We start from the raw sequence: 20,454 nt of genomic DNA on the forward strand, positions 1-20,454 counted from the left end.
CCGTAAACTTTAGCAAGAGTAGTACAGATAGCTGCAGTTAGAGTTGTTTTACCGTGGTCAACGTGGCCGATAGTACCAACGTTAACGTGCGGTTTCGTACGTTCAAATTTTTCTTTAGACACGATCGTGTTCCTTCCTAGTTATGATTCGTCGTGATCATTATTGATCGACGACGCGCCAGAAATTGTTATTTTATGCGCCAACGCCCGTTAGCGCAATATTTGGACGCCCTGATCTCGCAAAAAGTCGTAAACTTTTTGTAGTTCAATCGTCAATTAGTAACCACGCTCTGCAATAATTTTATCTGCGAAGTTTTTCGGCACTTCAGCGTACTCGTGAAACTCCATAGAGTAAGACGCACGGCCTTGAGTTGCAGAACGTAGATCAGTTGCGTAACCGAACATTTCAGATAGTGGTACTTGAGCACGGATGATCTTAAGACCAGCCACACCTTCGTCCATGCCTTCAATGATACCGCGACGACGGTTTAGGTCACCAACAACGTCACCCATCCAGTCTTCCGGAGTGGTTACTTCGACATTCATCATTGGTTCTAGAATCACAGGTTGTGCTTCTAGTGCACCTTTCTTGAATGCCATCGAGCCAGCGATCTTAAACGCCATCTCGCTTGAGTCTACATCGTGGTAAGAACCATCAAATAGTGTAGCTTTAATATCTAGTACAGGGTAACCCGCTAGAACACCACTATTCATTTGTTCCTCGATACCTTTCGATACCGAACTGATGTATTCCTTAGGAATCACACCACCCACGATTTCGTCTACGAATACGAAACCTTCGCCAGGTTCAGAAGGCTCAAGTTTGACCCACACATGACCGTATTGACCACGACCACCTGATTGACGAACAAACTTACCTTCAACTTCCGCTTTACCACGAATGGTTTCACGGTAAGCAACCTGAGGTTTACCAACGTTACAATCAACGCTGAATTCACGCTTCATACGATCAACGATAATGTCTAGGTGAAGTTCACCCATACCTGAGATCAGAGTCTGACCTGATTCGTCGTCCGTTTCCACGCGGAATGATGGATCTTCCGCAGCCAGTTTACCTAGCGCGATAGCCATTTTCTCTTGGTCTGCCTTAGAACGAGGTTCTACAGCAATCTGAATAACTGGTTCAGGGAACTCCATGCGCTCTAGAATCACTTTGTGGTTCTGATCACACAGTGTGTCACCTGTTGTTACGTCTTTCAGACCGATAGCAGCAGCGATATCACCAGCGCGAACTTCTTTCACTTCTTCACGCTTATTCGCATGCATCTGAACGATACGACCGAAACGCTCTTTCTTCTCTTTTACAGAGTTGTAAACAGCGTCGCCGGAGTTTACAACACCAGAGTAAACACGCATGAACGTTAGCGTACCCACGAATGGGTCAGTCGCGATCTTAAATGCTAGCGCAGAGAATGGTTCGTTGTCGTCAGCGTGACGCTCAACTTCATTTTCTCTTTCGTCAACACCTTTAATTGCAGGTACGTCAACTGGCGATGGCAAGAACTCGATCACTGCATCTAGTACCGCTTGAACACCTTTATTCTTAAACGCACTACCACAAGTGGCCAATACGATTTCGTTGTTTAGTGTACGAGTACGTAGAGCTTGTTTGAGCTCAGCTTCAGTCAATTCACCTTCTTCAAGGTACTTGTCCATCAGCTCTTCGCTAGCTTCAGCAGCGGATTCAACCATGTGGTTGCGCCACTCTTCAGCAAGTTCGATCATGTCAGCTGGGATGTCTTCGTAAGTAAACGAAGTGCCTTGATCGGCTTCATTCCAGTTGATCATCTTCATCTTGATAAGGTCGATGACACCTCTGAACTCATCTTCTGCACCAACGTTCAGTTGGATTGGAACAGGGTTCGCACCAAGACGATTTTTAATTTGGTCCACAACGCGTAGGAAGTCTGCGCCCGCACGGTCCATCTTGTTTACAAATACCAAACGTGGAACGTGGTATTTGTCTGCTTGACGCCATACAGTTTCAGACTGAGGTTCAACACCAGATGAGCCACAGAACACAACCACAGCACCATCAAGTACACGAAGAGAACGCTCTACTTCGATAGTAAAGTCAACGTGTCCAGGGGTATCAATGATGTTTACGCGATGCTCAGGGAACTGTGCTTCCATACCACGCCAGAATGTAGTAGTCGCAGCGGATGTGATAGTGATACCACGTTCCTGCTCCTGCTCCATCCAGTCCATGGTTGCTGCACCATCGTGAACTTCGCCGATTTTGTGAGAAAGGCCAGTGTAGAACAGAATACGCTCAGTTGTGGTTGTTTTTCCTGCATCTACGTGAGCACAGATACCGATATTACGGTAGCGCTCAATAGGAGTTTTACGAGCCACGATTGTATCCTCTTACTAAGGTGTACCTTAGAGTATAGAAAAGTGCTGCGAGAGAACCTCGCAGCACAGAAGGTATTACCAGCGGTAATGAGCGAACGCTTTGTTTGCGTCAGCCATGCGGTGAACGTCTTCACGTTTCTTAACCGCAGTACCTTTGTTCTCAGACGCGTCTAGCATTTCAGCTGCTAGGCGTTGAGCCATAGATTTTTCACCACGCTTGCGCGCAGCTTCAACCAACCAACGCATAGCAAGTGCGTTACGGCGAACCGGACGTACTTCTACAGGTACTTGGTAAGTTGAACCACCAACACGGCGAGATTTAACCTCTACCGCAGGGCGTACGTTTTCAAGAGCTTCTTCAAAAATAGCTAAGTGGTCTTTACCAGACTTTTCAGCCATAGCATCTAGTGCAGTGTAAACGATTTTCTCTGCAGTAGATTTTTTACCGTCAACCATTAGGATGTTAACGAATTTTGCCAGCAATTCAGATTTGAATTTTGGATCTGGAAGGATCTTACGCTGACCAATGACGCGACGACGTGGCATGGATTTATCTCCGTTGTCTTCTTCAGGTTTTATCCAAAACTTTTCAGTTTTTTCAAAAAATTAAAAATAATTTAGTGTTTGGCCTTACTTAACGGAATCCATTAAGACTTAGGACGCTTCACACCGTACTTAGAACGACCTTGTTTACGGTCGTTAACGCCAGCACAGTCAAGTGCACCGCGAACAGTGTGGTAACGTACACCCGGAAGGTCTTTTACACGACCGCCACGGATTAGTACAACACTGTGCTCTTGAAGGTTGTGACCTTCACCGCCGATGTACGATGTAACTTCGAAGCCGTTTGTCAGACGTACACGACAAACTTTACGAAGTGCTGAGTTAGGTTTTTTAGGTGTAGTAGTGTAAACACGAGTACATACACCACGTTTTTGTGGGCACGCTTCTAGTGCAGGCACGTTGCTTTTAACAACTTGCTTTGCACGAGGCTTACGTACCAACTGGTTAATAGTTGCCATTAACTAGCTCCTGATTTACTTGAAAGTAAGCTTTGTGAAAAATCTATCCCCAACTACCATTGCAGTTAGGGACGCAAAATTCTATGCAGCAGTGAGAGGTGTGTCAAGAAATATACGGATCTTTTTTGTTCAATTAGGACAATTCATCCGTAAAGCTTTAGCGACAGTAAATCACGTTCAATCCCAAGTAAGCGATTTATCCTGTTTAACTGTGAGCTCAACGAAACCTGAGTAATTCACGATCGTCAGTGATGGACTGATACGATTCGCAATACCGCGAGCGTGAATATCGCTCTCTAGCACAAATACACTGCGGTTTTTTAGGTGGGAGAACGCTTTATGCTGCGAGTTAGCAGCGTACACGGCATCTTCTATAAGTAAGATGTCATCCTGTGCACTGCATAAGGGCATGGCGTCTTCTAGAGCGGAGACCGTTTTTATAATATGTAGCATAACTTCCTCAGAACGACAGTAGCTTGCCAGCGTGTTGCAACTTATCTTTGAGCTGCTCTGAGCTTAACGCTTGAGCTTCAATGACTAAATCCGCTTGAGCCAAACCTCGCTGAGCTAATGACTCTGAGCACACAAAGACTTGTTCGATATCGTATAAATCGAAAAGCTTCAGCATCGGCGCATAATCTTTGCTCAAGATCTTACTCGGTTCTTGTCCTAGTAGAAGCTGGTAAACCCCATCTCCCATGAAAATGACGCTGATATCTTCACAGTAAGCCGATGCAGCTAACAGTGCATCCACACCTTCACGACCAGCCGCACTGCCATGCGGTGCGCTACGAAATAGATAAGTTAGCTGACTCAAAACTGTACCACTCTGTCTTGGGTTAACATCGCTTCGGCTAAGCTACCTAAGCCGGCTTGCTCAAAACCTTCCGCTAGATTGCCCTGGACCAAACCATGTTGATTCGCTTCTTCTTCACTTACGATCCCGCGACGCAAAGCTGCAGCAACACAAGTTTCTAGACGAACACCATGCTCTTTTGCCAAAGATTGCCATGCCTTATTGAGATCAAATTCGTCGTTAGCAGGCACACTCAAAGCAGTACCATTGGTCACGCCCTCTTGATAAAAGAAAACGCTCACTAACTGATGGCCTTGCTCAATCACCGCCTTGGCGAACTGATAAGCACTGCGCGCTGACTGGCTACCGTAAACAGGACCGTTCACCACCAACGTGTAAGTCAGTTTACTCACTTTTCATCGTCCTCGGTTTTACGTTGACGAATGTATAAGTAGACGGTGTGTTTTGAAATGTTAAGACGATCTGCAACGCGGTTGATGGCATCTTTAATATCGAAGATGCCTTTGTCGTACAATTCCATCACGATTTGGCGATTCTTGGTGTTGTTCGATACGGATTTATCCGCATTGATCTCTTCGATGGTGCGTTCAACAGTTTGGTCCACCAGCTCTTCTACGTCACTAGCAAAGTTAACCGAGGAAGCCGCTTCTTTTGCTTCTTGCGTTGGCATGAAAGATTGAAGGACTTGCGAGAAGGGCGCGTCCAAGTTGACGTTGATACACAACAAACCAATCACGCGATTTTCACCATTACGAATGGCGACAGTGATCGACTTCATCAACACGCCACCTTTTGCACGGGTAAAGTACGAACGTGAGAAGTTGCGCTCCGAGCCTTCGATGTCTTTTAGCATTTTAAGCGCTAAATCAGTGATCGGTGAGCCGACTTGGCGACCCGTGTTTTCACCGTTAGCGATTTTAATTGCAGAGGTATTTAAGTCTTCTAGCGAGTGAAGAACGATTTCACAAAAGGGACCTATCAGGCTGGCAATACCATCAACGACCGCCTCATAAGATCTTAAAATGATTTTGTCGTGCTCGGTAAACGGCATCACGTTAACGGATTCCATTTCGAGCAACATCTCCGCGTTTATTGTTTCTGTAGTTGTCATAAGCCTTCGAGCGAAAAATCAACAAATTGGTGTAAGTTTATCAGAAAATTTGAAAATCAACCTAGCAAACTCACCAACTAGTGACCTAGAACAAAAAAGGCCCGTTAAACGGACCTTTTTCAATAACTTATCGCTGCTTATTGTTATTGCTCTGCGTTGTCGTTCTCGACTTTTAGCAGCTCAACTTCAAATACTAGCGTTGAGTTAGCAGGAATGCTTGGTGTGTCTTGATCACCGTATGCTAGCTCTGGCGGGATAACGAATTTGAATTTAGAACCCACAGGCATTAGCTGAACACCTTCTGTCCAACCTGGGATTACACGGTTAAGTGGGAAGGTTGCAGGTTCACCACGATCGTAAGAGCTATCAAATTGCGTACCATCGATTAGCGTACCTTTGTAGTGTACTTGAACCGTATCAGTGTCTTTTGGCTTCTCGCCTTCAGCTGGAGTAATAACTTGGTATAGAAGACCTGTATCTGTCTTCACTGCGCCTTCTTGCTTCTCGAACTCAGCACGGAAATCATCGCCAGCTTTTTTTGCTTCAGCTGCTTTCTCAGCTGCTTGTGCTTGCATCTTTTCAGCAACACGCTTGTCTAGAGATTCTAGTGCTGCACGTGTTTCTTCTTCATTCAATTCAGCATTGCCTTTGAAGACGTCTTCGATACCTTTTAGTACCAAGTCTTTGTTAAGATTAATGCCGATTTCGCTTGGCTTGTCGATGCTTGTGCTTAGGTAGTTAGCAAATGAAACACCGATTGCGTATGCCGCTTTATCGTCGTCGGTTTTAAAGTGAACCGCTTTACCGGTTTCTGCTTGAACTTGTTCTGCTTGAGGTGCGGCTTCTGTTTTAGTTTCTTCTTTCTGACAACCTACCGCTAGCATAACTGTTGCAGCAAGTAGCGACACTTTTAAAACTGATTTCATTAAATTCTCCCAATAATGGCTTTGCCATTGGTTGTTGTGCACAAATCTTCTATGAGACTAGTGAAGACAATCGTTATACCAATATACTAGCTATATGTCTTAAGACACAAACCGGATTATTAGATGTGATGCAAAGAATTTCTCATTTATTCCTATATTTAATTGTCATCACCACGTTAAATGGTTGCTTTTTCGCCGAGCGTGAAGTGCACCGTTGGCCGATAGAGCCTCAGGGTGCGACGAGCTTCGCACTTAGCAGAGATGGACGATTTGCTCTGCTCTATTCTCAGCAACACCATTTGATGTTGTGGGACCTAGAGCAAAATGAACAACTAGCCAACCTGGGTGAGCTCGATGCCGATGCCAACGTGGTATCCCATATTCGTATCTCAGACAATGGTCGCTATGCAGTCACAGCAAGCCAAATGAACTTCGCAGTTTGGGACTTAGGTTGGACGCAATCCGAAGGCCTTTGGTCTATTTCTGATGCGCTCATTCGCGACGTTGATATCACCAGTAACGGTGAGCAAGTTCTGCTCGGGTTATCCAACGGTAAAGCAATTTACGTCAACTTAGTCACCGGACGTCGCTTGGAGTTCCTTGCGCATCGTGAAAAAGTCAATTCCGTCGCCATTTCTCCTAATGGCCGCTTCGCACTGACTGGTGGTAATGACTACAAAGCGTATTTGTGGGACACCGAAACCGGACAAGTGCTGCGGACCTTCGAACATGAACAACGGGTTGTTCGTGTTGCCCTGCAACGAGATGGCAAGTTAGCAATGACATCCGATGGCGGAAACCAAGCGGTAATTTGGGATTTAAAAACTGGACAAGAAGTCACACAGTTGAGCAGTTGGTCGCGCCAATTGATCTTTTCTACTGCGCGATTTTCTGACGACGGAACTCAGTTAGTGACAGGAACGCCTTCTGGCCGCGTTTCAATATGGGATACTCAAACCGGAAAACGGATTGGCGGATTTGAAGTTGAGCCAAAAAAAGACACTCGCCCTCCCCGTGCGGTCGTGTATGATGCAGCCTTTGATTCAAAACAACGCGTAATTACTGCTACTTCAGCAGGTATTGCCCAAGCTTGGCAGTTAGAGAACGGATCATGACAGAAAAAATCATTCAGCAATTGGAAGCACGCATTAATGACTTAGAATGTCAGCTTGCGTTCCAAGAACAGACTATTGAAGATCTGAACGGCGCCTTATCGCAGCAGCAACTGCAAATTACCAAGATGCTCGATCAGATGAAATATGTGGTAGGTAAAGTAAAAAATATGGACTCGTCGAATTTAGCCGATCCGTCAGAAGAAACCCCACCACCGCATTATTAAAATGCAGGCTCAAATAGCACAAAGCCCAGAACATATTCTGGGCTTTGTTATATTGATTACTTAAGAGGAAGCTATTCGTCGGCGTAAATTTTAACGCTCAGCTCGCCTTGCGTATTAATGCCAGCTCGGTACATGCCAGAGCTGTTCATCGCAAAGTGCAGCTCACCTTGCGCGTCAATTGCGATTAAACCGCCTTCGCCGCCCATCTCTTTCAGTTCCCCCTGAATAATATGCTCACAAGCAGTATGAATATCTTCTTGTAAGTAACGTATCCGCGCGGCGACGTCTTCTGCGACACGTTTACGGATAAAAAACTCACCGACACCCGTAGTTGAAACTGCGACAACGCCATTTTCGGCCACCGTGCCACAGCCTATCAAAGCCGAATCCCCAACTCGATTGTATTGCTTATTCGTTACGCCACCCGTACTGGTGGCAGCGGCTAAGTTACCTTGTTGGTCCAACGCTACGGCTCCGACGGTGCCATGTTTACGATCATCTGGGTAGCGAGATTCCGACAAAGCAAACAGCCCTTTCTCACGCATAGACAGCAACTGCTCATAACGGCGATCAGTAAAGAAGTAATCTTGCTCGGTATACTCATGGCCTTGTTCAAAAGCAAACTGCTCTGCGCCCTCACCCACCAACAACACGTGATTGCTGTTTCGCATTACGTCACGAGCGAGCTCAATTGGATTCTTGATATGACGAACACCAGCGACCGCGCCTGCGGCTTGGTTTCGACCATCCATGACAGAGGCATCCATTTCTACCATTTCGTTGTTGGTCAGCACCGAGCCTTTACCCGCATTAAAGTTAGGCGAGTCTTCCAATACTTTTACTGCAGCAACAACCGCATCCAAAGCGTCGCCGCCTTTCTCTAGAATTTGATAGCCAGCTTTTACCGACGCTTCCAAATCAGCCAAGATCGATTGCTGAAGTTCATTGCTCATCTGTTCACGTAAAATGGTGCCTGCGCCACCATGAATCGCAATCGAGAAAGGTTTTGTCATCGCTTTTTCCATGAGTTGTTCTTTTCTTCTATGCACTACACCTTAGATAAACAAAAAGCGCAAGTTGAAACCTCAACTTGCGCTTTTCAAAGCTTTACTAGATAGGATTGTCTAGTGAAGGAGCTTGTGATTAATGAGAACCACAGCTACCGCCGCCACAGCAGCCTTCATCGTCGTGATCATGGTCATGACCACAACCACCAGCTTGATGGATATGACCGTGTTCGATCTCTTCTGCTGTTGCTTCACGTGTAGACATAACTTCTACTTCGAAAGTTAGTGTTTGACCAGCTAGCATATGGTTACCATCAACAACCACTTCGTTGCCGTCAACTTCTGTTACTTCTACAGGGATTGGACCTTGGTCAGTGTCAGCTAGGAAGCGCATGCCCACTTCGATTTGGTCAACGCCTTGGAATACATCCGCAGGAACGCGTTGTACTAGCGCATCGTTGTGCTCGCCGTAAGCTTCTTCAGGAGCTACCGTTACTGAGAACTTGTCGCCAGCCACTTTACCTTCAAGCTCTTTTTCAAGACCAGTGATTAGGTTGTTGTGACCGTGAAGGTAATCTAGAGGCGCTTCTGCAGTTGATTGATCAACAACCACACCGTCTTCCAACATTACTTTGTATGCAAGGCTTGCAACAACGTTCTTTTCAATTTTCATACTAACTCCAGGGAGATTAATTGACTTAACCTGAATGGGGTTAAGTACTGAGATATCTGGGTGTATTATGGGGATCAATTATCGAAGTTCAATTATTCCGGCTTAAAAATTCCGATCATTTCCTGATCTGAGTGTTTATTTTTCTCTACAGATTGCGGTTTACGCTGCTCAGTAAACTCACACTCGACACACTCAACTAACTCGATATTATTTTCAATCCACCAGCGCAGGGTATCTTGCTGGCTGCAATTTGGGCAGCTAGCGCCGGCAATAAAACGTTTCTTGATTTTCACGCTATTTCCTTAGCTTGAGTCTTGGCTCAAGTACTACTTCCAATGATTAGGTGACTGATGGTCGCTCTCCATCTCGCGACCAAAAATTTCTTCTAGCTCTTTGCGTGCCTCTTTCGCTCTCTGAGCCAATTTCTTATCTTCATTGTGCTGAGGCAATAAGTCCTTAAGCATAGCATTATCTAACTTACGAAAATGTGCTTCTGCCCGCTTTGCTTGATAAGGGTGCATACCAAGTTCTACGAGCGCTTGGCGACCGAGATCCAATGCCCCTAAAAATGTTTCACGAGAGTAATTCTCGACACCGTGGCTCATTAACTGATACGCCTCGACACGGCTTCTTGCTCGGGCTAGCAACTTAAGTTTCGGGAAGTGCACGCGGCAGATATCAACGATGGCCATTACCTCATCAGGTGAATCGGTACAAATGACCAATGCTTCTGCTTTATCTGCGCCAGCAGCCCGCAAAAGATCAATTTGGGTAGCATCGCCATAAAACACTTTGTAACCATACTTGCGCAGTAGATGGATTTGGCTGGCATCACTTTCTAATACCGTCACTTTGATTTTATTGGCATACATTAAACGTCCGACGATCTGACCGAAACGTCCAAAGCCTGCAATGATCACACGTGGCCGACGATCCACTACTTTCGTGGTCATGCCCTCTTCTTCTTGATTCAGAGTATGAGCAAACCATTTTTTTTGTCCCATCAGCAAAAGTGGTGTCGTCACCATGGATAAACTGACCACCACCAACAAAAACGCTACTTGCTCTTTGGATAAAATGCCCTCTTGGCTCGCTGCGGTAAATATGACAAAGGCAAACTCACCACCTTGGCTTAAAATCGCGGCCATACGGCTTCTCGCTTTGGCTCCGACACGGGCAGCTCTCGCCAATGCATACAAAACCAAGCCCTTAACCACGACCAAAGCCACCACCGCGCCCAGAATCTCTAAAGGGTGTAATGCCAATAACCCCAAATTTACCGCCATGCCAACCGCGATGAAGAACAACCCCAACAACAAACCTTTAAAAGGCTCGATAGCGATTTCCAATTCATGTCGATACTCACTCTCAGCCAGCAGAACGCCGGCTAAGAAAGTCCCTAGAGCCATAGAAAGCCCGAGCTTTTGCATCACGACAGAAATCCCAAGCACGACCAATAGTGCGGCGACGGTAAAGAGCTCACGAACGCCGCTCATCACAACAAAACGAAACAGTGGACGTAACAAGAAATGGCCACCAATCAACAGGGCCACCACACTGCCTAATACCGTGAAGACATCCAACCAACTACCGCCACTCTGCCCGCCAGCAAGCAAGGGCAACATTGCCAACATTGGGATCACGGCAATATCTTGAAAGAGCAATACAGCAAAACCAGACTGACCCGTTTCGGTGCCATTGAGCCCTTGCTCTTCAATCACTTTAAGAGCAATTGCCGTCGAGGACAGCGCCAATCCCATTCCAATCACCAAACTCACTTGCATGCTTACGCCGAACATACTGACGACACTGCCCAGCACGGCGGTCGTAACCACCACCTGCGCGCCGCCTAAACCTAGAATCGGTCCTCGCATTTGCCACAGTTTTTTAGGATTTAGTTCAAGGCCGATCAAGAACAGTAACAACACGACCCCAAGTTCAGCAAAGTGCAAAATAGCATCAACATCACTGATTAAGCCAAGGCCCCAAGGGCCAATCAACACACCGGCAAGTAAATAACCTAAAACCGAGCCAAGTCCGAGACGCTGAGCAATCGGCACCGCGATAACCGCAGCTGAGAGAAAGACCACGCTACTTTGAAGAAACTCACTGGTTATCGCCATACTGACCTCCTTGGTCTGTTGCTTCCCAGTTTTCAAGTGGGTTGTTCAACCACCGACGATACAATTCGGCGTGCTCATACCGCTCAATATCCGAGACATTACGCGACCAATACAACACCAAAGGTTCAATCCAGTGCATTTGACACAAGGCAGCCGTCAGTTCAAACGGTTGTAAGATTTGCTCTAATGGATATTTGTTGTACCCCTTCGCGCTAAAGGCCTCTTCTTTCCCCCCCGTTGTAATCACACTGCGCCAGTATTTTCCCTCTAGCGCCGAACCTCCGCCAAAAGCAAAACCTTTGCCCAGCACTCGGTCCAACCACTCTTTTAACAGGGCTGGGCATGAATACATATAAAGCGGGTGATGAAACACGATCACATCATGCGTGAGCAACAACTCATGTTCGTAATTCACATCAATAAAGAAGTCAGGGTAAACACCGTAAAGATCGTGCACAGTGACGTGTTCAAGCGACTGAGCTTTTTTAATCATCACTTGATTAGCAATCGAGTTATGTGGCTCTGGATGAGCATAAATGACCAGAACTCTTGGGAGAATAGACGGTGCAACAGCCAAATGGTCGTCCTTGTGGTTATTTTTATCCGTTATCAAATTGTTATACTTTTTTGTACAGCATAATGCAATTAAAGCGAATCAATCGACTTTTCCGGCCAATACCCCTACTATTCACCGCTAGATATATACCCAAGTGGCTTTAAAAACGATTGAAACCACTTCGCTATGTAACCAAGCAACGCGCACTGCGCAAAGTGAATGAAAACTTTATGATTACCTTCTCTGATATTCAGTTACTGCGTGGCGGTAAACCTCTTTTAGATCAAGCTTCAGCGACTATCCATCCTGGCGATAAAGTCGGCCTTGTGGGCAAAAATGGCTGTGGTAAATCAACGCTATTTGCATTGCTGAAAGATGAACTGTCGATTGATGCAGGCTCATTTAGCCAACCTCAACATTGGGAGTTGGCCTGGGTCGCACAGGAAACGCCTGCGCTAGAGCGCACTGCACTGGAATACGTCATTGATGGTGATCGCGAGTACCGAGCGCTCGAAAAGCAGTTGGCTGAAGCGGAAGCACAAGACAACGGCACCTTGGTTGCCGAGATCCACGGTAAAATTGAAACCATCGGCGGTTATAGCATTCGCGCTCGCGCGGCAGAATTGCTCGACGGTTTAGGTTTCAGCCAAGAGCAAATGAGTTGGAGTTTGACTCAATTCTCAGGTGGTTGGCGTATGCGCCTTAACTTAGCCCAGGCGCTATTGTGCCGTTCTGACTTATTGCTACTCGATGAGCCAACCAACCACTTGGACTTAGACGCAGTGATGTGGCTTGAACGTTGGCTACAAAACTACCCAGGTACACTGATCCTGATCTCGCACGACCGTGATTTCCTTGACCCAATTGTTGGCCGTATTATTCACATCGAAAACCAACAATTGAACGAATACACGGGTAACTATTCGTCGTTCGAAAACCAACGAGCGCAAAAAATGATGCTGCAGCAAGCGATGTTCGAGAAGCAACAGAAACAGATGTCGCACATGCAAAGCTACATCGACCGTTTCCGTTATAAAGCCTCGAAAGCACGCCAGGCTCAAAGCCGTATTAAAGCTTTGGAGCGCATGGAAAAAGTGTTACCCGCTCAATTCGATAACCCATTTAGCTTCCAATTCCGTGAGCCCGCGGCGCTGCCAAACCCAATCATGATGATGGATGAAGTATCGGCAGGCTACGGTGACAACCTGATCTTAGAGAAGATCCGCTTGAACTTGGTTCCTGGCAGTCGCATTGGTCTACTCGGCCGTAATGGCGCGGGTAAATCGACCTTGATCAAATTGCTCTCTGGTGAGCTTAACGCGCAAGGTGGCGATCTGACTTACTCACAAGGTGTAAAAATAGGTTACTTTGCCCAGCATCAATTAGAAACGCTGCACCCAGAAGAAACGCCTCTGCAACACATGATGCAGATCGCGCCGGAGCAAACCGAACAACAACTACGTGATTACCTGGGCAGCTTTGGCTTCCAAGGCGACAAAGCACTGGAGAAAGTCGCGCCGTTTTCGGGTGGTGAAAAAGCCCGTTTAGTGCTGGCCTTAATTGTGTGGCAAAAGCCAAACCTGTTGCTACTTGATGAACCAACCAACCACTTGGATTTGGACATGCGTCAGGCATTGACGATGGCACTGCAAACGTTCGAAGGTGCAATGGTGATTGTTTCGCACGACCGTTACCTATTGCGTGCTACAACCGATGACTTGTACTTGGTGCACGATCGTCAAGTTGCGCCGTTCGATGGTGACTTAAACGACTACTACAAGTGGTTAACCGAGCAACAAAGAGCAGAACGCAAAGAAGCACAAGCCGCACAGCCAGCCAAAGATAGCGCCAACAGCGCGGCAGCGAAAAAAGAGCAGAAACGTCGCGATGCAGAATTTCGTAAGCAGACGGCGCCAATTCGCAAAACGCTGACACAATTAGAAAATAAAATGGATAAGTTAGGTGCTGCACTGGTCGAAGCTGAAGAACAATTGGCAGATAACTCACTGTATGAAGCCGAAAATAAAGCTAAACTTAACCAAGTGCTGGCTCTTCAAGCTTCTAGTAAGGCAGAGCTCGAAGAAATTGAAATGGAATGGATGTCTGCTCAGGAAGAACTGGAGCAGATGGAGCTAGAGTTTAATCAATGAGTAATCAACACGCTGAATACACACTCACCCTAGAACACCTTTGGCAGTTCAGTCTGCAATTTTATGGTGTGCGAGAAGTGAAAGAAGCGTGTTTATCATTACAGAACAATTATCACGGCAACGTGAACCTACTCCTGCTGCTCAGATGGCTCGATGAGCAGCAACTCATTTTCCAAGAAAAAGACTGGCCTCTGGTGCAAAGCTGTCTGGGCCGAAGCGAAACCTTACTGCACTCTTTTCGCGACTTACGTCGCCATCTTAAGTCTCAAGTCAATGACGCTTTATATCGTGAAACCTTGCAGTTTGAGCTGCAACTAGAAAAGCAGCAACAAGCGGATTTGGTGAACTGCATTAACTCGCTCACGCTGGTCAAAAATGATGGAGCCCCACTCACGCTGAGATACTGTCGTCAACTTGGTGGTGAGCATTTGCAACAGGCCTTTGCTATTCCGGTGCCAAACATTCACCCACCAAAACGCCCATAAATCTGTAGAATACCTATAATCTTTATAAAGGATTATATTAATAAGTTCTTCAACTGACACCGAAGAACCGTATAAGAGCAGTTAGGTATGACACAATTTTTCGCAGCCGCCGGGATCAAAAACCCGCATCTTCAAACGCTTTTACCGCGTTTTATTCGCAAAAAAGCGTTGTTTACGCCGATTTGGCAAACCCTCGATACATCCGATGGAGACTTTCTCGATCTCGCATGGAGCGAGGACCCAACCCAAGAACCTGCGCAAAAAAAGCCGATTTTTGTTTTATTTCATGGACTAGAAGGCTGCTTCTATAGCCCTTACGCCAATGGCCTAATGAATGCATTTGCTCAATCCGGATGGCTGTCGGTGATGATGCATTTCCGCGGTTGTAGCGGTAAGCCAAACAAGAAAGCTCGCGCCTATCATTCTGGTGAAGTGACTGACGCCCGCCACTTCTTAGAGCACCTTGAGCAACGCTTTCCTGATAACCCCAAAGTTGCGGTCGGTATTTCTCTTGGCGGTAACATGTTGGCGAATTATTTAGCCCAATACAAAGACCACCCCATTTTGAATGCGGCGACCATTATCTCAGCGCCTTTAGACCTAGCAGCGTGTGCGAACCGTATTGAACAAGGCTTTTCGAAAGTGTATCGCCGTTACCTGCTCTCTTCGCTCAAACGCAACGCGTTGCAAAAACATCACTTGTTGCATGGCGAGCTCGCTTTGTCCTACAACTCAATAAAACGTGTTACACGATTGTATGAATTCGATGATTTGATCACGGCACCACTGCACGGTTTTAAAGACGCACAAGATTATTACGATCAATGTTCTGGCTTAAGTAAATTACAACAGATCACGCTACCGACACTGATCATTCACGCCAAAGACGATCCATTCATGACCGACGATGTGATCCCGAAATTTGTTTTGCCAGATAATATTGATTACCGTCTCTTTGAGCACGGTGGGCATGTTGGTTTCCTTACCGGTTCAGCGCTCAAGCCGAAATTTTGGTTGGAAGAAGCGCTGCCAGCGTATTACGAAAGTATTGCCGCAGATTACCTTTCTGCTGTATCCAAGCAGCGAAAGCAGTAAACTAGCCGCTCATCATAAAAGTTCGAGGTATTTATGATCATTCCATGGCAAGACATTGCGCCAGAAACATTGGAAAACTTAATTCGTGAGTTCGTCTTACGCGAAGGCACGGATTACGGAACCGTCGAGGTTTCTTTGCAAGACAAAGTGGATCAAGTAAAAACTCAATTAGAAAAAGGCGAAGCGGTTATCGTGTTCTCTGAACTGCACGAAACCGTCGATATTCAGGTAAAAACAAAATTTTAGACCCTTCACATTTTACCGTACCCCACTCAATGACAAGGCATTGTTACGTGCTATAGTGGGTTATCGACCGTGCAGTAGCAGCCTACTGCACATTACAGGTAAGTAATTTTCGACAAGGTTTGTCATGTCAGCTAAACACCCAATTATTGCGGTTACTGGTTCATCCGGTGCCGGCACGACCACTACATCTGAAGCCTTCCGTAAGATGTTCAATATGATGAACGTTAAACCCGCATGGGTTGAAGGCGACAGCTTCCATCGCTTTACTCGCCCTGAAATGGATATAGAAATCCGTAAAGCGCGCGAGCAAGGTCGACACATTAGCTACTTTGGCCCTCAAGCTAATGACTTTCCAGGATTGGAAGAGTTTTTCCGTAAATATGGTCACGATGGCGCAGGCAGCGTACGTCGCTACCTACACACCTTTGACGAGGCCGTACCTTATAATCAAATGCCTGGTACCTTCACACCGTGGCAGGACTTACCGGAGAACAGTGACGTTCTCTTCTATGAAGGCTTGCACGGCGGTGTTGTGGATGGCGATGTTAATGTTGCGCAGCATGTGGATTTCTTGATTGGTATGGTACCAATCGTAAACTTAGAGTGGATCCAAAAGTTTGTGCGTGATACTCGTGACCGCGGTCATTCACGAGAAGCAGTAATGGATTCTATCGTGCGCTCGATGGACGATTATCTTAACTACATCACTCCGCAATTTTCTCGCACTCATATTAACTTTCAGCGCGTCCCAACGGTCGATACCTCCAACCCCCTTAATGCGAAGGGTATCCCAAGCCTGGATGAGAGCTTTGTCGTAATTCGCTTGCGTGGGATAAAGAAAGTCGACTTCCCATATCTCCTGGCTATGATTGATGGCTCATTCATGTCACGCCACAACACGATTGTCGTGCCAGGCGGTAAGATGAGCTTTGCAATGGAGCTCATAGTTCGGCCTATCCTACAACAGCTCATCGAAACAGGGAAAATTGGCTAAAAACCTGCCTGCGAAGATGTTTACTTTTCATACCGTGATCATGTGCACAGTTTTGCTTACAAAATCTCAATCATGGCACGATTAAAATCAAGAAATCGTTTTCGAAAAAGGATACTATTTCTTACCGAAACACAAGAGAGCTTGCAGCATATAAAAAGTGCTCTTATTCTAGTAGGCCTAATTCAGGCTTAGCTAAAATATGGATAGCGCAAGCGTACCCTGCAGAGGAAGTGAGATATTATGGTTCTAGGTAAACCTCAAACCGACCCAACATTAGAGTGGTTTCTTTCACACTGTCATATTCATAAGTACCCTTCAAAGAGCACGCTAATTCACGCGGGCGAAAAGGCAGAAACTTTGTACTACATCGTTAAAGGTTCTGTTGCGGTTCTTATCAAAGACGAAGAAGGTAAGGAGATGATCCTTTCTTACCTAAACCAAGGAGACTTTATTGGTGAACTTGGTCTATTCGAGGAAGACCAAGAGCGCACAGCTTGGGTTCGTGCTAAATCTCCTTGTGAAGTTGCTGAAATTTCTTTCAAGAAATTCCGTCAGCTTATCCAAGTAAACCCAGACATCCTAATGCGCCTTTCTGCGCAGATGGCTCGTCGTCTTCAAGTAACTAGCCAAAAAGTGGGTGACCTAGCGTTCCTAGACGTAACTGGTCGTATCGCTCAGACGCTTCTGAACCTTGCAAAACAACCAGACGCAATGACTCACCCAGACGGCATGCAAATCAAGATCACTCGTCAAGAAATCGGTCAAATCGTTGGCTGTTCTCGTGAGACAGTAGGTCGTATCTTGAAAATGTTAGAAGAGCAGAACTTAATCTCTGCGCACGGTAAAACTATCGTGGTTTACGGTACTCGTTAATCTCAAACCAGAGTGACGCGAACAAAATTATAAAAGCCACCAATGGCGACATTGGTGGCTTTTTATTTGTCTTGTAACCACATTAAGCTCAGAGCAACAAAAGACTAATGAGCAAGTTGGTTAGCCGAAAGGTTAACCCTAAAAGTTAGCCATTCGTACTTTCAAAGATTTTGTCCGCTGAAGCCGCCACAAAACCTGGGTACAGCTCACCATTTTCCATCGGGTAGCGCTTAGCAAACTCGTAAAAGCCACCAGGGATAATTTCAGTGCCTTCGCTAAAGCGAACCGCCACTTTATCCGCCATGGTCGATGATTGTTCTAGTAGCACCTCAGGAGTGCCCTTCACTTCCCCGCCGTTTTCATTGATGGTAAATCCGGCCGTACGTAAGTGATCGTTTACTTGCTTCACTTCTTCGTATTCATTGAGCTGGTTAACGCTCACCGTGAAGTGGTTTGCGCCGTAACCATGCGCAGCTAACCAAGATGCATACTCACTTTCTTTAGCCAACGTTTGGTAGTCAGCAAAGCTTAAATCCCACAAGCGTCCACCATGTAAGAATGCGCTATCGTTCAGCTTGCCTGCATCGACTTGTGCCACCAGCTTTTTCACAATCTCTTGCAGCTCAGGTGAACACTCCTCAACTTTTAGCTCACTAATAAAGACTTTCGGTTGCTTCGGATCAGGGTGTTCATAGTGCTTAGCAACCAGCTTTTTACTTTCGAAAACGTAGTCACCACATGCCTGGTAGCCAATGGCTACAAATGGTTTAGCTAAGGTTTCGATACCAAGAGGCGCAATATTGAAGGTACGTAAAGCTATATGATCATTAATCAGAGGCTCATCTTCTTGAAGCAGCTGATGTACTTTCGCAGCAGAGGGGCAAAGACGTTGAATGTAATCTTGCCATAGCGATTCAAATAACACATCGGGCGTCATAACGACTCCTTGTTACGAGATGTAGAGTTAAAAGGTAAGCGGAAGTTGACTGCTCGTTCACAACGAAAAGTTGTCCAGAATAATGAACGAGCAGCCATCAACCTGTGACGGTAAATGCCAGTCAGTCAACACGCTTTTCCGAGTCTTTGCTCACTTTCCGTGTTCTGCCAACGATCACTACAACCCATACCTAAATGATTCGCCGGCAAGGTGAGCCGCAATACATGGTTGCGACTCTGTTATTAAAACTTATAGCGCCACACCTGGGCTTAATGTTGCAGGCAAGATAGTCTCTTGACCTTCCATTGATGCCATCGGGTACGCACAGTAGTCTGCTGCGTAATAAGCGCTTGGACGTAGGTTACCTGACGCACCAGGACCACCAAATGGCGCATCACCACTTGCACCTGTGAGCTGGCGGTTACGGTTCACGATCCCTGCACGAATATGGTCAACGAAGTATTCCCATTCTTGGTCGTCAGTTGAAACTAAACCAGCAGAGAGACCAAAGCGCGTGTCGTTCGCCAGTTCTACGGCTTTTTCTAGCCCTTCGTAACGCACCACTTGCAGAAGTGGACCGAAGTACTCTTCATCTGGTAGCTCAGCAATGTTCGTTACATCAATAATGCCCGGAGAAACAAACGCCGCCTCTCCTGCTTTAGCTTCAATCAAGCTTTCACCACCAAGTGATTGAAGGTTCGCTTGTGCATCGAGAATGAACTTGGCTGCGGCAACGGAGATTTGCGGCCCCATAAATGGCGCAGGCTCTGCAAATGGTTGGTCTACGCGAATATTCTTCGTCGCTTCGACGAGCTTGGTGATAAGCGCATCGCCTTTCTCACCCAATGGCACATACAAACGACGAGCACACGTACAACGCTGCCCGGCACTGATAAACGCTGACTGGATGATGGTGTACACCGTGGCATCCAAATCACCGTATTTATCAGAGATCACCATCGGGTTATTACCACCCATTTCTAGTGCTAACATTTTGCCTGGTTGACCCGCAAATTGACGGTGCAATACATGCCCCGTGTTCGCGCTGCCCGTGAACAGTACGCCATCAATGCCTTTCGCATCAGCAAGCGCAATACCGGTTTCTTTCGCACCTTGGACAAGGTTGATCACGCCTTTCGGCAGACCTACTTCTTCCCAAAGTTTCATAGCTAGCTCGCCAGTCCAAGGCGTTTGCTCGGATGGCTTGAACACAACGGTGTTACCCGCTAGTAACGCAGGCACAATGTGACCATTTGGTAGGTGACCAGGGAAGTTATATGGGCCAAATACCGCCATCACGCCCAGTGGGCGATGACGTAACACAATTTGGTTGCCCGCCGCTTCACGGCTCGCTTCACCAGTGCGGTCATGGTAAGCACGAATAGAGATTGCAATTTTACCTGCCATTGCCGCTGCTTCAGTGCGCGTTTCCCAAATTGGCTTACCAGTTTCTTTGGCAATGACTTCAGCGATTTTCTCGCTGTTCTCTTTTACTTTCTCAGCAAAAGCCAACACGATCGCTTCACGCTCTGCAAATGGGCGTTTTTTCCAGTCAATAAACGCTTCACGCGCTGCAGATACCGCTTGATTCACCTGCTCTGCCGTTGCACCGTTGCCTTGCCAGATCACTTCTTGGTTGTAAGGTGACAGAGACGTAAATGCTTCACCCTGACCTTGTACCCATTCACCTGCAATCCAATGTGTCATTGTTTCTATCCTTAAATT

24 protein-coding genes are annotated in these 20,454 nt (G+C 46.5%); 8 read left to right on the plus strand and 16 right to left on the minus strand.

Translation table 11 applies throughout. The features are described from left to right. The 9 genes from NL643_RS22085 to fkpA all read right to left on the minus strand — a co-directional run. Nucleotides 1-122, minus strand: a 122-nt coding sequence (locus tag NL643_RS22085) for a GTP-binding protein (protein ID WP_253645201.1), incomplete at its 3' end; no start/stop codon positions are given. A 153-nt stretch (nucleotides 123-275) separates the two neighbouring features. Then, the gene (gene fusA, locus NL643_RS22090; RefSeq protein WP_005397643.1) at nucleotides 276-2,375 is read right to left on the minus strand and encodes an elongation factor G; all 2,100 of its coding nucleotides are present in this window, start codon (nucleotides 2,373-2,375) and stop codon (nucleotides 276-278) included. A 75-nt stretch (nucleotides 2,376-2,450) separates the two neighbouring features. Continuing rightward, the gene (rpsG, locus tag NL643_RS22095; RefSeq protein ID WP_005382796.1) at nucleotides 2,451-2,921 is read right to left on the minus strand and encodes a 30S ribosomal protein S7; all 471 of its coding nucleotides are present in this window, start codon (nucleotides 2,919-2,921) and stop codon (nucleotides 2,451-2,453) included. 101 nt (nucleotides 2,922-3,022) lie between these two features. Beyond that, nucleotides 3,023-3,397 carry a 30S ribosomal protein S12 gene (gene rpsL, locus NL643_RS22100; RefSeq protein WP_004399892.1) on the minus strand — a complete coding sequence of 125 codons (375 nt, stop codon included), beginning with the start codon at nucleotides 3,395-3,397 and terminating at the stop codon, nucleotides 3,023-3,025. A 177-nt stretch (nucleotides 3,398-3,574) separates the two neighbouring features. Next, on the minus strand, nucleotides 3,575-3,850 hold the full coding sequence (gene tusB / locus NL643_RS22105; RefSeq protein ID WP_041852883.1) for a sulfurtransferase complex subunit TusB: 276 nt from the start codon (nucleotides 3,848-3,850) through the stop codon (nucleotides 3,575-3,577). Nucleotides 3,851-3,857: 7 nt separating this feature from the next. Further along, the gene (tusC, locus tag NL643_RS22110; protein WP_005397648.1) at nucleotides 3,858-4,214 is read right to left on the minus strand and encodes a sulfurtransferase complex subunit TusC; all 357 of its coding nucleotides are present in this window, start codon (nucleotides 4,212-4,214) and stop codon (nucleotides 3,858-3,860) included. Then, nucleotides 4,211-4,606, minus strand: coding sequence for a sulfurtransferase complex subunit TusD (tusD, locus tag NL643_RS22115; protein ID WP_253645196.1), 396 nt, complete (start codon nucleotides 4,604-4,606; stop codon nucleotides 4,211-4,213). The genes tusC and tusD overlap by 4 nt, the downstream gene beginning before the upstream one ends. Continuing rightward, entirely contained in the window at nucleotides 4,603-5,325 is a 723-nt protein-coding gene (locus NL643_RS22120) for a transcriptional regulator (protein WP_031780643.1), read from the minus strand. Before NL643_RS22120 ends, tusD begins: the two co-directional genes overlap by 4 nt. A gap of 143 nt (nucleotides 5,326-5,468) precedes the next feature. Continuing rightward, nucleotides 5,469-6,251, minus strand: a complete 783-nt coding sequence (fkpA, locus tag NL643_RS22125) for an FKBP-type peptidyl-prolyl cis-trans isomerase (RefSeq protein WP_253645197.1) — start codon at nucleotides 6,249-6,251, stop codon at nucleotides 5,469-5,471. Between the two features lie 128 nt (nucleotides 6,252-6,379). Here fkpA and NL643_RS22130 point away from each other — a divergent pair, with 128 nt between their 5' ends. Next, the gene (locus NL643_RS22130) at nucleotides 6,380-7,366 is read left to right on the plus strand and encodes a WD40 repeat domain-containing protein (protein ID WP_046874532.1); all 987 of its coding nucleotides are present in this window, start codon (nucleotides 6,380-6,382) and stop codon (nucleotides 7,364-7,366) included. Further along, nucleotides 7,363-7,590 (plus strand): SlyX family protein, encoded by a 228-nt coding sequence (locus NL643_RS22135; protein WP_005381455.1) that lies wholly within the window; start codon nucleotides 7,363-7,365, stop codon nucleotides 7,588-7,590. Before NL643_RS22130 ends, NL643_RS22135 begins: the two co-directional genes overlap by 4 nt. A 71-nt stretch (nucleotides 7,591-7,661) precedes the next feature. Here NL643_RS22135 and NL643_RS22140 read toward each other — a convergent pair whose 3' ends face one another. The 5 genes from NL643_RS22140 to kefG form a co-directional block, all read right to left on the minus strand. Then, on the minus strand, nucleotides 7,662-8,603 hold the full coding sequence (locus NL643_RS22140) for an isoaspartyl peptidase/L-asparaginase family protein (RefSeq protein WP_074190103.1): 942 nt from the start codon (nucleotides 8,601-8,603) through the stop codon (nucleotides 7,662-7,664). A 130-nt stretch (nucleotides 8,604-8,733) separates the two neighbouring features. After that, nucleotides 8,734-9,270 carry a peptidylprolyl isomerase gene (slyD, locus tag NL643_RS22145; RefSeq protein WP_047010415.1) on the minus strand — a complete coding sequence of 179 codons (537 nt, stop codon included), beginning with the start codon at nucleotides 9,268-9,270 and terminating at the stop codon, nucleotides 8,734-8,736. Between the two features lie 92 nt (nucleotides 9,271-9,362). Beyond that, nucleotides 9,363-9,563: a YheV family putative zinc ribbon protein gene (locus NL643_RS22150; protein WP_005381449.1), complete on the minus strand. Its 201-nt coding sequence runs from the start codon at nucleotides 9,561-9,563 to the stop codon at nucleotides 9,363-9,365. A gap of 33 nt (nucleotides 9,564-9,596) precedes the next feature. Then, nucleotides 9,597-11,393, minus strand: coding sequence for a glutathione-regulated potassium-efflux system protein KefB (gene kefB / locus NL643_RS22155; protein ID WP_046874533.1), 1,797 nt, complete (start codon nucleotides 11,391-11,393; stop codon nucleotides 9,597-9,599). After that, the gene (kefG, locus tag NL643_RS22160; RefSeq protein WP_005397668.1) at nucleotides 11,377-11,970 is read right to left on the minus strand and encodes a glutathione-regulated potassium-efflux system ancillary protein KefG; all 594 of its coding nucleotides are present in this window, start codon (nucleotides 11,968-11,970) and stop codon (nucleotides 11,377-11,379) included. Before kefG ends, kefB begins: the two co-directional genes overlap by 17 nt. Nucleotides 11,971-12,179: 209 nt before the next feature. Between kefG and NL643_RS22165 the strand changes: the two genes are divergently transcribed. From NL643_RS22165 to crp, 6 genes are all read left to right on the plus strand, one after another. Beyond that, complete coding sequence (locus NL643_RS22165; protein WP_253645198.1) at nucleotides 12,180-14,099, plus strand: ABC transporter ATP-binding protein; 1,920 nt, start codon at nucleotides 12,180-12,182, stop codon at nucleotides 14,097-14,099. Continuing rightward, on the plus strand, nucleotides 14,096-14,584 hold the full coding sequence (locus NL643_RS22170) for a TIGR02444 family protein (protein ID WP_005397673.1): 489 nt from the start codon (nucleotides 14,096-14,098) through the stop codon (nucleotides 14,582-14,584). The genes NL643_RS22165 and NL643_RS22170 overlap by 4 nt, the downstream gene beginning before the upstream one ends. Nucleotides 14,585-14,671: 87 nt before the next feature. Beyond that, entirely contained in the window at nucleotides 14,672-15,679 is a 1,008-nt protein-coding gene (locus tag NL643_RS22175; RefSeq protein ID WP_046874535.1) for a hydrolase, read from the plus strand. A 33-nt stretch (nucleotides 15,680-15,712) separates the two neighbouring features. Beyond that, on the plus strand, nucleotides 15,713-15,925 hold the full coding sequence (locus NL643_RS22180) for a YheU family protein (protein ID WP_005397677.1): 213 nt from the start codon (nucleotides 15,713-15,715) through the stop codon (nucleotides 15,923-15,925). Between the two features lie 124 nt (nucleotides 15,926-16,049). Further along, on the plus strand, nucleotides 16,050-16,919 hold the full coding sequence (locus NL643_RS22185; RefSeq protein WP_005397679.1) for a phosphoribulokinase: 870 nt from the start codon (nucleotides 16,050-16,052) through the stop codon (nucleotides 16,917-16,919). Between the two features lie 240 nt (nucleotides 16,920-17,159). Then, a complete protein-coding gene (gene crp, locus NL643_RS22190) occupies nucleotides 17,160-17,792 on the plus strand; it encodes a cAMP-activated global transcriptional regulator CRP (RefSeq protein ID WP_005381432.1) in 633 nt (210 codons plus the stop codon). Nucleotides 17,793-17,937: 145 nt separating this feature from the next. Here the strand turns inward: crp and NL643_RS22195 are convergent, their stop codons facing one another. Together NL643_RS22195 and astD are read right to left on the minus strand one after the other, a co-directional pair. Further along, the gene (locus NL643_RS22195) at nucleotides 17,938-18,729 is read right to left on the minus strand and encodes a DUF1338 domain-containing protein (RefSeq protein WP_005397681.1); all 792 of its coding nucleotides are present in this window, start codon (nucleotides 18,727-18,729) and stop codon (nucleotides 17,938-17,940) included. Between the two features lie 249 nt (nucleotides 18,730-18,978). Next, entirely contained in the window at nucleotides 18,979-20,436 is a 1,458-nt protein-coding gene (gene astD / locus NL643_RS22200; protein ID WP_243328456.1) for a succinylglutamate-semialdehyde dehydrogenase, read from the minus strand. Between the last annotated feature and the right edge of the window lie 18 nt (nucleotides 20,437-20,454).

It is taken from the genome of Vibrio sp. Y42_MX_L11, assembly GCF_024181785.1.
Lineage (GTDB): Bacteria > Pseudomonadota > Gammaproteobacteria > Enterobacterales > Vibrionaceae > Vibrio > Vibrio diabolicus.